Raw genomic sequence first — 13,406 nt, forward strand, 5'->3', positions numbered from 1 at the left:
TTGGTGGTTGATGGTGGTGGGGAAACGCCCGGTCCCTTTTCGAACCCGGTAGCTAAGCCCATTTCATGCTGATGGTACTGCATTCGTTGGGGTGTGGGAGAGTAGGTTGCCGCCAACACTAAAACTTAACAAGAGGCAGTGGGGTGTGAGGGTTGTATGTCGCTCTCGCACCCTACTGTTGTATTAAAGATGAGAGGGTGGGTATGGCCGCAGGTGGTCATGCCTACCCTTTTTTTGTGGTTTCTGGGCTTGTGAGCACGACATTCCCCCCAACAAGCAAGGGGTGAGGTTCAGCCGAACCTCACCCTCTTCCTATATCCTAAACTCTCTTTCTTTCCCATTTAATGGGTCAATAAATGAAAGTCCTATGGCCTTAAGCTCTAGGGGAACATTAAAATTTTCCTCCTCCGCCTGCCTTATCACGGGATATAAGGGATCGCCGCAAATAGGCACACCTGCACTGGCCATGTGAACGCGCAGCTGGTGGGTTTTGCCGGTATGGGGACGCAGAATATACGCCCCGAGCCCCGAGCGCGACGAAGATAATGGGGAAGATAACGGGGACGAAGATAACAGCGGCGATGAAGGCGGCAGAGATGAAGAATCCGAATCATCCAATAACCTCACCTCTATAAGGCTGGTATGGGTATTTGGCTCCTTCTCCGGCCACACCCGCGCCCGCAATTCCCCCGGCGTCTTGGTGATGTGGGAGGCCCATTCCACGGCCCCCTCGGAGGCCACGGAGCGGGCTAGGGCGGCGTCGTAAGGCGCTATGGCCCGATATGTTTTGGTAACGCTGCGGGAGGCAAAAAGCTCTTGGTAGGCCCCACGTATCTCGGGGAGTTTGGTAAAGAGCAGGAGCCCGGAGGTGAGACGGTCGAGCCGATGTGCGGGTGCGAGTTCGTTGTTACCGGTGAGGCGGCGCAATCTAACGGTGGCGGTTTCGGTGATGTGTTCCCCGCGCGGCATGGTGGCTAGGAAGGGCGGTTTATTGACGAGGAGGATATGCGCGTCTTCGTAGACCACCTCCACTTCATAGGGCACGGGTTTTTCCGGTGCGGGGGTGCGGTAGAACCACACGTCGGTGCCGGGTCGGAGCAGATCGCTGGCCTCAAGAACGGTGGCGTCGCGCAGCCGTACCTCGCCCTTGTCAAAGCGCTGCGCAATGGCGGCAGCATTGTCTAGGGGGTGGCGGTGCCGTTGAGAGGCGATGAGGTGCGTGAGGAAGTCGAGGGCGGTGATGTGTAATCCTTCCGGCACCCGTGCTCGGGAGGGATTCAGCCCGTCGCGGATGGGCAGCGGAGGGGGTGTGCGGCGACGTCGAGAAGCGGCCATGCGTTCACTGTAGAGGGGTAAGATGAGGGGTGTTGCATCCAGTAGGAGGAAAGGTGACGCGATGAGTACGGAAGCAATCATCGTTGTGGCAGTCGATGGCTCGGAGGCCGCCAAGGTGGCGGTGCGGTGGGCCGCAAATACGGCGCAGAAGCGCGATGTGCCGCTGCGCCTGGTATCGAGCTACACCATGCCCCAGTACCTCTATGCGGAGGGCATGGTGCCCCCGCAGGAGCTTTTCGACGACCTCCAGGGCGAGGCGATGGAGAAGATCGAAGAGGCGCGCGGCATCGCCTATGAAGTGGCCCCGGAGATCAAGATTGGTCACACCATCGCGGAGGGCTCGCCCATTGACATGCTGCTGGAAATGTCTAAGGACGTCACGATGATCGTGATGGGCTCGCGCGGTCTGGGCGGGCTCTCGGGCATGGTGATGGGTTCGGTCTCCGCTGCGGTGGTCTCGCATGCCTCCTGCCCCGTGGTGGTGGTACGCGCGGATAACGCCGTGGATGAGCAGACCAAGTACGGCCCCGTGGTGATCGGCGTGGATGGCTCGGAGGTATCGCAGCGGGCCACGGAATACGCCTTCGTGGAGGCCGAGGCGCGCGGGGCGGAACTCGTTGCCGTGCACACGTGGATGGACATGCAGGTGCAGGCTTCCCTGGCGGGGCTTTCCGCTGCGCAGGAGCAGTGGGAGCAGGTGGAGGCTGAGCAGCGCGAGTTGTTGGATTCCCGTTTGTCTCCCTTTGCCGAACAGTATCCGCAGGTCAAGGTGACCAAGGTGATTACCAGGGATCGCCCGGTACGGGCGTTGGTGGACGCGGCGGAAAACGCTCAATTGCTGGTTGTGGGTTCTCACGGGCGCGGCGGATTTAAGGGAATGCTTCTGGGATCTACTTCACGAGCCTTGTTGCAGTCCGCGCCGTGCCCTATGATGGTTGTGCGTCCAAAATAACAAACATAAGGAGTAAAGCATGAGCTTAGGCTTTTTTGGATGGATTATCATTGGTGGATTGGCCGGCTGGATTGCTTCTAAGATCAAGGGCACTGATGAGCAGCAGGGCCTGTTCTTGAACATCGTGGTGGGCGTGATTGGCGGCCAGATCGGTGGCTGGCTGCTCAAGGCCGTGGGCGTCGATGTTGCCGGTGGCGGGGTGTTCTTCAGCTTCCTCACCTGCCTGCTCGGAGCGGTGATCTTGCTGACGATCGTGAACAAACTGCGTAATTAACCCGCTCTCGTGCGGGGCACATCCCCGGTTCCTGTGTGATATATAGCCGAAAGGCGGCATAGGAGCCGGGGATGTTTAGTCTAAGCGGACAGATTTGTCTATTATGTGGGAAGTGCAGGACAGATCGCGCAGGAAGGACAAAGAATCAGTGGCCACCACCAAGGGGCGGAAGTCGGCGGGAACCTCGCGGAGGCGGAGTCGGCCCAGCCCGCGGGAGCGTCTGCTCGCCTCCGCCACGCATCTCTTCAGCACAGAGGGTGTGCGGGTGATCGGCATTGATCGCATTCTGCGCGAGGCCGATGTGGCCAAAGCCTCCCTCTACTCCCTCTTTGGCTCCAAGGACGCCCTCGTGGTGGCCTACATTGAGCAGCTCGACGTCGCCTGGCGGGCGGCGTGGAGCGAACGCACCAAGGATATGAAGGAGCCGGATGCGAAAATCCTGGCCTTCTTCGATCAATATATTGAGCAAATGCCCGCGGAAAATTATCGCGGCTCGCACTTTATGAATGCGGTGGGGGAATACCCGAAGCCGGAAACGGAAGCCGAGCAAGAAATTATCCGCGCGGTGATGGATCATCGTCGGTGGTGCCAGGAAACCCTCACCCAGTTACTTACTGAGCGCAATGGCTACCCCAGCGCGGCACAGGCGGGGCACCTTTTGATCTTCCTCGATGGCGGGGTGGCCGGCTCGCGGGTGGCGCGCAGCACCAAGCCCCTGGAAGAGGCTCGTGGCCTGGCCCGTCAGATGCTGGCCGAGCCCCCGGCGGATTACTCGATCTAACTGCCCTCGCCGCGATCTCCCTTGCTGCCCCTCGCAGAGCCGGGCCTCTCAGTGCTGAACCCCTCAGCATTGGGTTCCTCCGGGCTGCGGTGGCGGCCTCCGGTACCACGGCGCTCCTCGGGAACGTGCACGCGTATCCTGCCGGGCCACTCCTTTTCCACGGAATGCCTGCCCTGAGCGGGGCGAGCGGGCGGAGCGGCGGGTGGTTGCTGGCCTTTCTTGGCGGCTTTGGCCTCGGCAATGATGCCGCGGCGAGTTTCCTTTTTGGCCTGCGCGATGTCCTTGCGGTGCTTCTTATCCGCCGCCCTTTGCATTCGCCGCAACTCCGCCTTGCGGGTGGCCTGTGTGCGATGTTCCGCGGAGGCCAGGCCCCTCAAACGCAGCCCCCAGATTTCTCGGCGCTGTGCGCGTTTCCGCGCTCGGATACCTTGGTGTTCCTCGCGCTGCCTGCGGAAGTACGCGCGGTGATTATCTTCCAGCGGTAGGCGTTTACGCAGCAGAAGGTGAATGAGGGCGTTTTGGCTGAGCGTCCACAGATTATTGCCAAACCAGTAGAGGATGATGGCCACGGGCAGCGGTCCAAAAAGACCGGCGGTGACCAGCATAATGGGAATCCAGATCGCCAAGAGCAGGGTGATCTTGTAGATATTCAGAGCCAGCTCGGAGGCGTAATTAAGGGATTGGCGGTTCCGGTAGAGGGAAAGCGCCATGTTGAGCACCGTGAATACCACCGCCAGGAGCAAAAAGGGGAGGATCAGCCCGGTGACTTCGGAGCGCGTGGTGCCCAGTTCCGCCAAGCGATCGTCGGCCATAGCGCGGTAGGCAGGCAGTGGCACTCCGAGGAAGGTGGTGTGGAGAAAGGAATCCACGTCCTGCGCGCTGAGGAAGCCGATGGAATGATGAGTGCCCTCCACGCCTTCGGAGGGGCGGGCGATGCGCAGCAGGAGGCGGTAGAGGCCGATGAAGACTATGAGTTGAATGAGGGGAGGAATACAGCCGGCGGCGGGTTTATATTGAAAGCGTTTGCGCAGCCGACTATTGAGGGCCATCTCCTCTAACATTCCCTGCCGGTCGGTGCGTTCGGCGTAGGCATTGCGCACGGCGTCGAGATGCGGGCGCATGAGCACGGAAATGCGTGCGGCGCGGAATTGCATCCAGGCAAAGGGGGCGATGAGGGCGCGCACCGTGATGACCAATCCCACGAGGCTGAGCAACCAAGCGTGATGTTCTTCTACTCCCAGGAGGGAATGGAAGAACAGGTGCCACATCTTCATAATCCCGGAGATGGGGAGGACAAAGAGGCTCAGCACGGTACGCGGCCGCCTTTCCGTTTTACTGCTGGGGCTGTATGGGAAAACTCCTGCTAAGCGTACCGTGTGGAGTATGACCAATGTGGAACGCCCGGAGCGGCCGGGGGAAAGTAGCCTCACTAACGGTATTCATGTGCTCACCGCCGTGCTTCTTATTGTGACCGTGAGTGCTTCGGTGCAGCTGGATCTGCAATTTGCCGTTATCAATGTGGTTATTTGTGCGCTTTTTGCCTTTCTGTATTTCTTTGGCTCGGAGTTGTGGGAGGGCTGGCCGCCGATAGCGCAGTTTTCCTGGTTACTGGGGCTTTCGGGGCTGTGGGTACTCATGCTTCCGCTGGCGGACGTGGGCGTGTACCTTCTGCTTTCTCTGTTCTTCCTCTATATGCGGGTGCTGGACGATTATCGCGGAATAGTAGCCGTGGTGGTGGCCACGGTGGTGGCCATTGCGGCGCAGATTCCCAAGGGGATCACCGTGGGAGCCGTCATGGGGCCCGCCGTATCTGCCCTGGTGGTGGTGGCTATTTACTATGCCTTCCGCACCCTGTGGCAGGTGAGCACGGAGCGCCAAGAGCTCATCGAGCAGCTCATGGCCACCCGCACTCAGCTGGCGGCCTCCGAGCACGCGGCGGGCATGGCGGCGGAGCGCCAGCGCATCGCCCACGAGATTCATGACACCGTGGCGCAGGGGCTTTCGAGCATCCAGATGTTGCTGCACGCCGCCGAGCGAGACCTCGGTGAGACCGGCCTGAGCGAGCACGATGCCGCCCCCGTGCGCACGCGGATTGACCAGGCGCGTCGCACCGCCTCGGAGAACCTGGCGGAGGCCCGGGCCATGATCGCGGCGCTGCAACCGGCGGGGCTTTCTTCCACCTCCTTAGAGGGGGCGCTGCGCCGGGTAGCCACGAGCTTTGGGGCCAGCGTGGAGATGGATATTGAGGTGGACGTGGAGGGGGAGGTTTATGATCTGCCCATGAAAACAGAGGCGGTGCTGCTGCGCATTAGCCAGGGGGCGGTGGGCAACGTGGTCAAGCACTCCCAGGCCAGCCGTGCGCGGATTACCGTGAGCTACGAGGAAGGGGAGGTGCGCCTGGACGTGGTGGATAATGGTCGAGGCTTTGATCCCCAGGCCGTAGCGCAGCGCCCCGCAGGGCTTGGTCACGTGGGCCTGGACGCTATGCGACGCCGCGCCGCGGAGGTTGGCGGCACCCTCACCGTGGAATCAGAGCCGGGGGCGGGGACCGCGATGTCCGTGGCTATTCCGGTGAAAAATGGCGTACTAGAATGATAAAAAGATACGCCCCCGCGCGGAAGGAAATAGAAATACATGGGACGCTCGACGATTAGGGTTCTCCTTGCCGATGACCACCAGATCGTGCGAATGGGTTTGCGTGCCATTCTCGACGGCGCCGAGGATATTGAGGTGATCGGGGAGGTGGCCACGGCGGATGCCGCGATTTCTGCCGCCTATGCCGGGGGTATTGATGTGATTCTCATGGATCTGCGATTTGGGCCTGGGGTGGAGGGAACCAAGGTGACCACCGGAGCCGAGGCCACGCGGGCGATTAAGCAGGCAATGGCCCGTCCGCCGCGCGTGCTGGTGGTGACTAATTACGATACGGACGCTGATATTCTGGGCGCTATTGAGGCCGGGGCCGTGGGGTACTTACTTAAGGACGCCCCGCCAGAGGAATTATTGGCCGCTGTGCGTTCTGCGGCGGAAGGGGATTCTGCGCTTTCCCCGATGGTGGCGGATCGCTTGATGACGCGCGTGCGCACTCCGCGCACCTCGCTCACCCCCCGGGAATTGGAAGTGCTGGGTCTTGTGGCCGATGGTTGTTCGAACCGGGAAATTGGTCAGCAACTCATGCTTTCCGAGGCCACGGTGAAGTCGCACTTGGTGCATATTTACGACAAGTTGGGGGTGCGATCGCGTACCTCGGCGGTGGCCTCGGCACGGGAACAAGGCGTGATTTAACCCAAATAAAAAGGGCGGTGGTTTAAACCACCGCCCTTTTCTTATAAATACATTAGCTGTGTGCCTGGTTGTAGGCCTCGATGACCTCGGAGGGGATCTTGCCGCGCAGGGCGATGTCCTTGCCCTGGTCAAGAGCCCATTGGCGGATCTCGCGGGCCTTGCTATTGCGGGCCGCGCCGCTATTGCGGCGTCCGCTCACCTGGGCGGCGTGCTTACGCGCTACGGCCAGATACGGGCGGAACATCTCGCGGAACTTCTCGGCGTTCTCGGCGGAAAGGTCGATGATGTACTCCGTGCCGTCAAGGGCAAAGCGAACAACGTTCACTTCATTGACATCAAGCGGGGTACCGGACAGATCATCAAAATACTGAGTAATTTCCTTGCGTGCCACGTGGCTAACCCTTCTGTTGCACGGCCGGAATAACGGCGTTCCTCCGGCCCGTATTCTTCATGGTGACTCTACTCTACATCTTAATGCGAGTATCTACTAGTTGAACCCGATATATATGCAAAAGAACTTAGTTATCCACCCAGAACAACCATGTGAACGCGGAGATTAGCGTTGTTTGAGGCGCCCCTGAATCTCGTTGGTTACCTGGTCAATGTCCCGCGAGATACTGCTATGAGCGCGGCGGCGCTGTTCTTCGGTCATGTACTCAGCGTTATCGAGGGAGGCGGAGAGCTCCTTCAAGCGGTCCTCTACGTCGTGCACAAAACCGGAGGGCAACCCGGAATCCTCTAGGGACTGCATGATTCCGTGAATACGGGCTTTCAGAGGTGCGCCGTAACCGGAGAATTGCGCCATCTGATCGGTAGTAACGCCCAGTTTCTGCGCTTTTGCGGAGTTCGCCTGCTCGCGCAAAGCGGTAAGGGCACGATAAGCCAGCGGCAACACAATGGGGGTGAGCAAACGTGCGGCACCCGTCCATCGCTTTACATTATCCGCGTTGAACTTTCCTGCCTGAATCTGTGCCAACTTATTTTCTGCCATCTTGCGCTCGTGCTTGCGCTTGGCCTTGAGACCCTTGTGCTCGGCTTTGAGCAGGCCCTTTTCTTGCTTTGCCAGGAGTTTCGCCTGGCGCTTCCGAGCCTTGGCATTGGCCTTGACCTCAGCCTTGGCGCGGGTCTTGGCGGCCTTGATCTGGGCTTTGGAACGGGCGCGGCGCTTGCTCAGATTCTTGAGAATACCCATGCTGCTGCCATCCTTTGCAGTTGTGGCGTTTATCTTTGTCGCCTCAACCTTACCCGCGCCGATGTCTTATGCTCTTACTATTGTGAAAAAAGCGCGTGGGATGGCCCCCGTGGGGGCGCAGGAACTTTTGGGGTGCCGTTATAAACAGGTACAGCGCCGCCGCTATCCCGAAACCCCGCCCACCGAGGCCTCCCGGCACCGCGCTCGTCGGCGGCACACGGCCTTAGCGGCGGTGCGGGAGTTGCTGCCGGTGGATCGCGCGATTGGTGATCCCCGCGGGCGTCGCTTTAGCCGAGTACAGGTGGACACCACCCAGAAGGACGCGGACCTCGATACCCTCGAAGCCCTGGCACAGGGCGTGACCCTGATCGAGGGCGCGGTATTCGGTGGGATATATGAAGGGGTGCACTGGCATGCCGAGGTGGACCTGCTTGCGCTGCTGCCCAGCGGAACCTACCTGCCGGTGGTGGTGACCAATCACCGCGTGGGCCGCGCTAAACAGGGCGCAAGCACCCCCGTGATTTCCACGGCGCGCCTGGGGCTCAGCGAGCCGCACCCGGAGGAATACGCGTTGAAACATCATTCCTCCGATAGCTTTCGCCTGGCCCTGGCCGCCCGGGCTTTGGAGGAATATGGGGTTGGCGATGGCCGCGGAGCGATCATCGGGCAGGATAGGCGCCGCGCCTTCCTCACCCCCACGCAGAACTTTCAGCGCGCCGTCAATACCGCGCTGCTGAGCCCCGTGCCGCAGGCCCCGCGCCGCTTAAAGGAGTGCGCGGATTGCCGCTTTTGGCAGTACTGCCGCCCGGAACTCGTTGCCGCCGATGACCTCAGCCTTTTTCTTCCCGGTGATCGTGCCCAGCGCTTTCGCCAGCGGGGTATCCACACGGTGACCGGCCTCGCGCAGGCGGGCTTGGGCGAGGCCTCCGCGCTGGCGCGAGCCTGGCAGCAAGGTATCTCCGTGCTGCGCCGGGAGGTAGTGCAGCCCCCTGCGCGCGCCGATATAGAGGTGGATATTGACGTGGAGGCCTACCTGGATCAGGGGACGTATCTCTGGGGCACCTACGATGGGCGGGACTATCGCCCCTTCGTCACCTGGGAGGGGCTGGGTGGAGAGGCCGAGGCCCGCAACTTTGCGGAGTTCTGGCGCTGGCTCATGGACACTCGGGCTCAGGCTCACGCCACGGGGCGCAGCTTCCGGGCCTATTGCTACGCCAGCCACGGGGAGAATCACTGGTTACGGGCCTCGGCACGGCGGCTACCCGGAGGCCCCACGGAGGAAGAGGTGAGCGCCTTTATCCGCAGCGAAGAATGGGTGGATGTTTTCGATTCCGTCAAGGCCTCCCTGGCAGGGCCTATGGGACTGGGCCTCAAAGTGGTGGCCCCGCAGGCGGGTTTTCAGTGGCGCGACGAGGGCTTTGACGGCGAGGAATCGGTGAACGCCTACCGCGTGGCGGTGGAGGTAGACACCGGCGATAGCGAGGAAGCGCGCCGGGTCCTGCTGCGCTATAACGCCGATGATTGCGTGGCGACGGCCGCCGTGCGGAACTGGCTTAGCGACGGCGCGCCGGGAGCACCGGCGCTGGGGGCGTCGTAAAGCAAAAGAAACTTCGGCATGATGGGGACCATGAGCGAGTTCACCGATTCCCTTTTGCGCCACGATCACCTGGTGATGCAGCAGGTGACCAACTGGACGAGCAATGACTTTGACATTCTTGACGAGCAAGAAAGGCCGGTGGGGCGGGTACATACCTCCGGTTCCCTGCTGAGCCGCATGATGATGGGCAACCGGACGTTACAGGTGATGGAGGCGGATGGCACTCCGCTCGTGCAGCTGAGCGACACCGTGAACTTTGTGCGCGACACGATGGAAATGACCTGGGCGGACGGGCGGCCCTGGTGCATCTGCGCAAGCGATTTAGTTTCTTTCGCAATAAAGTGGATATGCACTTGGCCGATGGCCGCAAGGTCGAACTCAATGGCAGCCTATGGGATTATGATTTCCGCTTTGAATTGGAGGGCATGACCCTCGCGGCGGTCACCCGCACCTGGGGCGGGCTGGGCCGCGCGCTCATGGGACATTCCCGCTATCACCTGCAATTTACTCCCGGCCTGGGCGAAGAACTCCATGCCGCCGTGCTGGGCGGGGTGGTGGCCTTGGATTTGATTCGAGAAAAGCGCGAAAATTAAGAGGGTGCGGTGGGAAACCACCGCACCCTCTCGGGGAACCGCTAGGCCTTACTTGGCAGCGGCGGCGAAGCGCTCGGCCACGTCCTCCCAGTTAAAGACGTTCCACACGGCCTTGACGTAATCCGGCTTCACGTTCTTGTACTGAAGGTAGAAGGCGTGCTCCCACATATCCAGCATGAGCAGCGGGGTGAGGTTCGCGGAGGTGTTGCCCTGCTGGTCGGTGAGCTGCTCCACCACGAGGCGGCCTGCGATGTGGTCGTAGCCCAGGATGGCCCAGCCGGAGCCGTGCAGGCCCAGGGCTGCGGAGGAGAAGTGATCCTTGAACTTCTCAAAGGAACCGAAATCGCGGTTGATGGCCTCGGCCAGCTCGCCGGTGGGCTCGCCACCACCGTTGGGGGAGAGGTTCTTCCAGAAGATCGAGTGGTTGGTGTGGCCACCCAGGTTAAAGGCGAGGTTCTTGGACAGGGCGCGGATCTGATCCGGGTTGGTGCCCTCCTCGCGGGCCTTCTCCAGGGCCTCAAGGGCGGCGTTAGCGCCAGCCACGTAGGTGGCGTGGTGCTTGGAGTGGTGCAGCTCCATGATCTCGGCGGAGATGTGGGGCTCCAGGGCGTCGTAAGCGTAATCAAGCTCGGGAAGCTCGTAAACGGCCATGAGATGAGTCCTTTCGTCTAAATGCAGTGCGTTGCGCGGCGTGCGTACCGCGTGAACCCCATGATAGGAACTTTCTTCTCAAATGCAATGTTTTTGTTCGTATAAACAATCGGCTGGGAATAATGCGCTGTGGCCCGTCGTTGTGATGTTGCGGAGACAAGGCCATAGAGAAAAGAGGCACCCGTGGGCTGGATTTTTCAGAGCACCCCCGAATTACTCGATCCCAGCGATACCCTGCCAGGGCGCGAAACCCCGATTCTGCCGCAGCCGCCCCAGCACGCGGTGCTCGGCACCCCGCTCACCGGTCCCTGGCGCGAGGGGCAGCGCAGCGTGCTCATCGGCATCGGCTGCTACTGGGGCGTGGAAAAGATGTACTGGAACATGCCCGGCGTGGAATCGACCTCGGTGGGGTTCGCGGGCGGAGTAACCCTCAATCCCACCTACATGGAGGTGTGTACGGGGCGCACCAACCATGTGGAGGTGGCGCAGGTGGTCTATGACCCCGAGCGCGTCTGCCTGGAAGAGATCATCGTGGCGGCGCTCGAAGCTCACGATCCCACCCAGGGGTACCGCCAGGGCAACGACGTGGGCACCCAGTATCGCTCGGCCTTTTATACCGATACCGAGGAAGAAGCGCAGCAGGTACGCGCCCTGGTGGAACGCTATGGGGCCAAACTTGCCGACGCCGGCTTTGGGGCCATCACCACGGAGGTATCCACCTTGGCGCAGACCCCGGCCGGGGAATACTACCTGGCCGAAGAGGACCACCAGCAATACCTGCACAAGGTGCCCGGCGGCTATTGCCCGCACCACGGCACCGGAATCTCCTGCGGCTAGGGCCTAGACCCGCCGCTTGCCATTGCGCCGCGTCCACTGCGCGCAGCGGTGCAGGAGTTCACGGGAGGCCTCCACCCCCAATATTCCGGCCCAATAGGCCGCGAACTCCGAGTGATAATTGTGGCCGTGATTCCCCGGTGCGCGGGTGCAGGTGAGCATGTCCACCCCCACCTGCCAGCCGGTAATCAGAGGAACCCAGCGCATGCGGCGTACCACGTCGCTGTGATGGGCGGCCGGGGCGCGCACGCCGCGGGAGCCGGGCTCGCGCAGCCAGTCGGGGCGTCGATAGAAAAGCGAGGGCTCCCACCACACGATCGGATCGGAGGCGTGCTGAGCCACCACCACGCGCGGGTGCTGCCAGGATTGCCGGTATGGCTGGCCGGAGTGGTCATAGCTGAGATGGCCGGGGTGAGCGCATACGCGCAGATGGCGGCCGTCGTTAAGCAAAGACAGGCGCTCAGGCGAACCCACCTGGCGTTGCCTGCGCAGCCAGGCCGTGAGCGGGGTGCTGCGCGGCGGGCCGGAAAAGAGGGCGCCATCGACGTGCCTGCGGAGTTCCGCGAGGCTATCAAAGACACCCGCCATGCCGTAGGCCCCCAGTGATTCCCCGCTGAGGAAGATTCTGGGTGGCCTTGGGCTGCGTGCGGCCCGCTTGACGACGGCGCGCACGAGCAGCCTCGCGGAAATAAGTGCGGTGGAGCGATCCTGGTAGTAGCTCACCGCGCTGGGCAGATAGGTGTACTGCATGGCCACGGTGGCGCAATTGCCCCCGGTGAGGAACTCCACGGCGTCCAGAGAGTAATCGGGCAACCACCCGGTGCCGGAGGGGTGAGTGATGACGATGACCTCGCGGGAAAAGGCCCCGGTGCGCTCCAATTCCGCCACGGCGGCCTGGGCCGCCTGCTCCAGGCTGCGGCCCGGCACGAGACCGATGAAAACGCGGATGGGTTCGGTGGCGTGGGTGTTGCCGGTGACCGCTCTAATATCGGCGGCTCGTGGCCCGCTGGATACGTTGATGCGGCCCTGGGCTCCCAGGTACCCCCACGGTTCCAGGGATTGTGAGGAACCGGAGCGCTGTGGCTCGCTCGGGCGGTGGGCAAAAGGAGGGATGGCGCGGTTGAGGATCTCTGCGCGCCGGGAGAGTCCACGAATGAGGCGGTGGAAGAAAAGGCGATCCCACAGCAACATCCACGCGGTGCCCACCGTCAGCAAAGCACCGGCATAGCTCAGGCGCGGAGGCAGCGCAGCCCGCAGTACTGCCTCCGCGCCCTGGGTGCCGCGCTGGGTGAGTTCCCCGGCGAGCAACATGGCGGCATAGCCCGCGGTGCCCACGGCCACCCCGGTGGCGGCCGGGCGCACTCCACGCGCCCGCGTGCCCAGGAGTGCGGCTTGCTCTTGGCCGCGCCGCAGGTAGAGAGCGGCGCTGCTGAGCGTGATGAGCCCGAGCACGCCGTGCACCTTGGCTCGGGACACCTCCGGTGGGTGCAGCCCACTGCGCTGGCTTATCCAGGAGATAGTGGTGCCAATGAGATGCCCCACGCCCTGCGCAAAGGTGAGATTGGCGGCGGTAGCCCACCAGGGGTGCAGCAACAGGGAGGGGCTGAGCGCCCACCACGTAGCGATTTCCGCGCCGAGTATTCCGGCGTTCATCTTCTTGGGCAGGCGACGCCGCTTTCTCATGCGCAGGGCGGGGGTGAGATCGGCCAGGAGGTCGGCTGCGGCGGAGATCGTGGTGAGAGCGATGTGGGTTTTATGTGCTTTGTGTGGGCTATGGGGCTGGCGGGTTTTGCGGCTTTTGTGGGTTTTGTGGGGGCTGCGCGGGTTGGTGCCGGTGCTGTGGCCAGGGTTGTAGCGGCACAGGGGGAGCCGTAGCGGGGTTGGCAGCCTCATGACATTCGATAGTGGCACG

The 13,406-nt window shown here is 62.0% G+C and carries 14 protein-coding genes and 1 rRNA gene; 9 read left to right on the top strand and 6 right to left on the bottom strand.

Translation table 11 applies throughout. From position 1 onward, the window contains the following. Positions 1-117: ribosomal RNA gene (gene rrf / locus Clow_RS10765) — 5S ribosomal RNA — on the top strand. Between the two features lie 195 nt (positions 118-312). Here rrf and Clow_RS10770 read toward each other — a convergent pair. Then, positions 313-1,335: a pseudouridine synthase gene (locus Clow_RS10770; RefSeq protein ID WP_055179099.1), complete on the bottom strand. Its 1,023-nt coding sequence runs from the start codon at positions 1,333-1,335 to the stop codon at positions 313-315. Positions 1,336-1,396: 61 nt separating this feature from the next. Here Clow_RS10770 and Clow_RS10775 point away from each other — a divergent pair, with 61 nt between their 5' ends. The 3 genes from Clow_RS10775 (at position 1,397) to Clow_RS10785 (ending at position 3,342) form a co-directional block, all read left to right on the top strand. After that, a complete protein-coding gene (locus tag Clow_RS10775; protein WP_055179102.1) occupies positions 1,397-2,287 on the top strand; it encodes a universal stress protein in 891 nt (296 codons plus the stop codon). Between the two features lie 19 nt (positions 2,288-2,306). Then, positions 2,307-2,561, top strand: a complete 255-nt coding sequence (locus Clow_RS10780; protein WP_055179103.1) for a GlsB/YeaQ/YmgE family stress response membrane protein — start codon at positions 2,307-2,309, stop codon at positions 2,559-2,561. Positions 2,562-2,664: 103 nt separating this feature from the next. Beyond that, positions 2,665-3,342 (top strand): TetR/AcrR family transcriptional regulator, encoded by a 678-nt coding sequence (locus Clow_RS10785; RefSeq protein ID WP_055179218.1) that lies wholly within the window; start codon positions 2,665-2,667, stop codon positions 3,340-3,342. On the opposite strand, the gene yidC is transcribed toward Clow_RS10785, so the two are convergent. Further along, positions 3,339-4,652, bottom strand: coding sequence for a membrane protein insertase YidC (gene yidC, locus Clow_RS10790; protein WP_055179105.1), 1,314 nt, complete (start codon positions 4,650-4,652; stop codon positions 3,339-3,341). The two genes, Clow_RS10785 and yidC, sit on opposite strands and share 4 nt — an antisense overlap. A 73-nt stretch (positions 4,653-4,725) precedes the next feature. Here yidC and Clow_RS10795 point away from each other — a divergent pair, with 73 nt between their 5' ends. Next, a complete protein-coding gene (locus tag Clow_RS10795) occupies positions 4,726-5,937 on the top strand; it encodes a sensor histidine kinase (RefSeq protein WP_055179107.1) in 1,212 nt (403 codons plus the stop codon). A gap of 39 nt (positions 5,938-5,976) precedes the next feature. After that, positions 5,977-6,627: a LuxR C-terminal-related transcriptional regulator gene (locus Clow_RS10800; protein ID WP_055179109.1), complete on the top strand. Its 651-nt coding sequence runs from the start codon at positions 5,977-5,979 to the stop codon at positions 6,625-6,627. A gap of 52 nt (positions 6,628-6,679) precedes the next feature. On the opposite strand, the gene Clow_RS10805 is transcribed toward Clow_RS10800, so the two are convergent. Continuing rightward, positions 6,680-7,018 (bottom strand): histone-like nucleoid-structuring protein Lsr2, encoded by a 339-nt coding sequence (locus Clow_RS10805; RefSeq protein ID WP_055179111.1) that lies wholly within the window; start codon positions 7,016-7,018, stop codon positions 6,680-6,682. Between the two features lie 165 nt (positions 7,019-7,183). Beyond that, entirely contained in the window at positions 7,184-7,819 is a 636-nt protein-coding gene (locus tag Clow_RS10810; RefSeq protein WP_055179113.1) for a DUF6474 family protein, read from the bottom strand. A 100-nt stretch (positions 7,820-7,919) separates the two neighbouring features. Between Clow_RS10810 and Clow_RS10815 the strand changes: the two genes are divergently transcribed. Together Clow_RS10815 and Clow_RS12100 are read left to right on the top strand one after the other, a co-directional pair. Then, a complete protein-coding gene (locus tag Clow_RS10815) occupies positions 7,920-9,416 on the top strand; it encodes a TM0106 family RecB-like putative nuclease (RefSeq protein WP_055179115.1) in 1,497 nt (498 codons plus the stop codon). Between the two features lie 302 nt (positions 9,417-9,718). After that, positions 9,719-10,009: an LURP-one-related family protein gene (locus Clow_RS12100; protein ID WP_245625763.1), complete on the top strand. Its 291-nt coding sequence runs from the start codon at positions 9,719-9,721 to the stop codon at positions 10,007-10,009. Positions 10,010-10,057: 48 nt separating this feature from the next. On the opposite strand, the gene Clow_RS10825 is transcribed toward Clow_RS12100, so the two are convergent. Next, complete coding sequence (locus Clow_RS10825) at positions 10,058-10,660, bottom strand: superoxide dismutase (RefSeq protein ID WP_055179117.1); 603 nt, start codon at positions 10,658-10,660, stop codon at positions 10,058-10,060. A 183-nt stretch (positions 10,661-10,843) separates the two neighbouring features. Here Clow_RS10825 and msrA point away from each other — a divergent pair, with 183 nt between their 5' ends. Continuing rightward, the gene (gene msrA, locus Clow_RS10830; protein WP_055179120.1) at positions 10,844-11,497 is read left to right on the top strand and encodes a peptide-methionine (S)-S-oxide reductase MsrA; all 654 of its coding nucleotides are present in this window, start codon (positions 10,844-10,846) and stop codon (positions 11,495-11,497) included. Between the two features lie 3 nt (positions 11,498-11,500). Here msrA and Clow_RS10835 read toward each other — a convergent pair whose 3' ends face one another. After that, entirely contained in the window at positions 11,501-13,387 is a 1,887-nt protein-coding gene (locus Clow_RS10835; RefSeq protein ID WP_082418663.1) for an alpha/beta-hydrolase family protein, read from the bottom strand. Positions 13,388-13,406: the final 19 nt, after the last annotated feature.

Source organism: Corynebacterium lowii (genome assembly GCF_001412085.1).
In the GTDB taxonomy this organism is placed as follows: domain Bacteria; phylum Actinomycetota; class Actinomycetes; order Mycobacteriales; family Mycobacteriaceae; genus Corynebacterium; species Corynebacterium lowii.

What these genes read in the sequence shown, in the direction of transcription:
- Clow_RS10770 (WP_055179099.1), bottom strand. Translation starts at nt 1,335, where the DNA reads ATGGCCGCTTCTCGACGTCGCCGCACACCCCCTCCGCTGCCCATCCGC.
- Clow_RS10775 (WP_055179102.1), top strand. Translation starts at nt 1,397, where the DNA reads ATGAGTACGGAAGCAATCATCGTTGTGGCAGTCGATGGCTCGGAGGCC.
- Clow_RS10780 (WP_055179103.1), top strand. Translation starts at nt 2,307, where the DNA reads ATGAGCTTAGGCTTTTTTGGATGGATTATCATTGGTGGATTGGCCGGC.
- Clow_RS10785 (WP_055179218.1), top strand. Translation starts at nt 2,665, where the DNA reads ATGTGGGAAGTGCAGGACAGATCGCGCAGGAAGGACAAAGAATCAGTG.
- Clow_RS10795 (WP_055179107.1), top strand. Translation starts at nt 4,726, where the DNA reads ATGACCAATGTGGAACGCCCGGAGCGGCCGGGGGAAAGTAGCCTCACT.
- Clow_RS10800 (WP_055179109.1), top strand. Translation starts at nt 5,977, where the DNA reads ATGGGACGCTCGACGATTAGGGTTCTCCTTGCCGATGACCACCAGATC.
- Clow_RS10810 (WP_055179113.1), bottom strand. Translation starts at nt 7,819, where the DNA reads ATGGGTATTCTCAAGAATCTGAGCAAGCGCCGCGCCCGTTCCAAAGCC.
- Clow_RS10815 (WP_055179115.1), top strand. Translation starts at nt 7,920, where the DNA reads ATGGCCCCCGTGGGGGCGCAGGAACTTTTGGGGTGCCGTTATAAACAG.
- Clow_RS10825 (WP_055179117.1), bottom strand. Translation starts at nt 10,660, where the DNA reads ATGGCCGTTTACGAGCTTCCCGAGCTTGATTACGCTTACGACGCCCTG.
- Clow_RS10835 (WP_082418663.1), bottom strand. Translation starts at nt 13,387, where the DNA reads ATGAGGCTGCCAACCCCGCTACGGCTCCCCCTGTGCCGCTACAACCCT.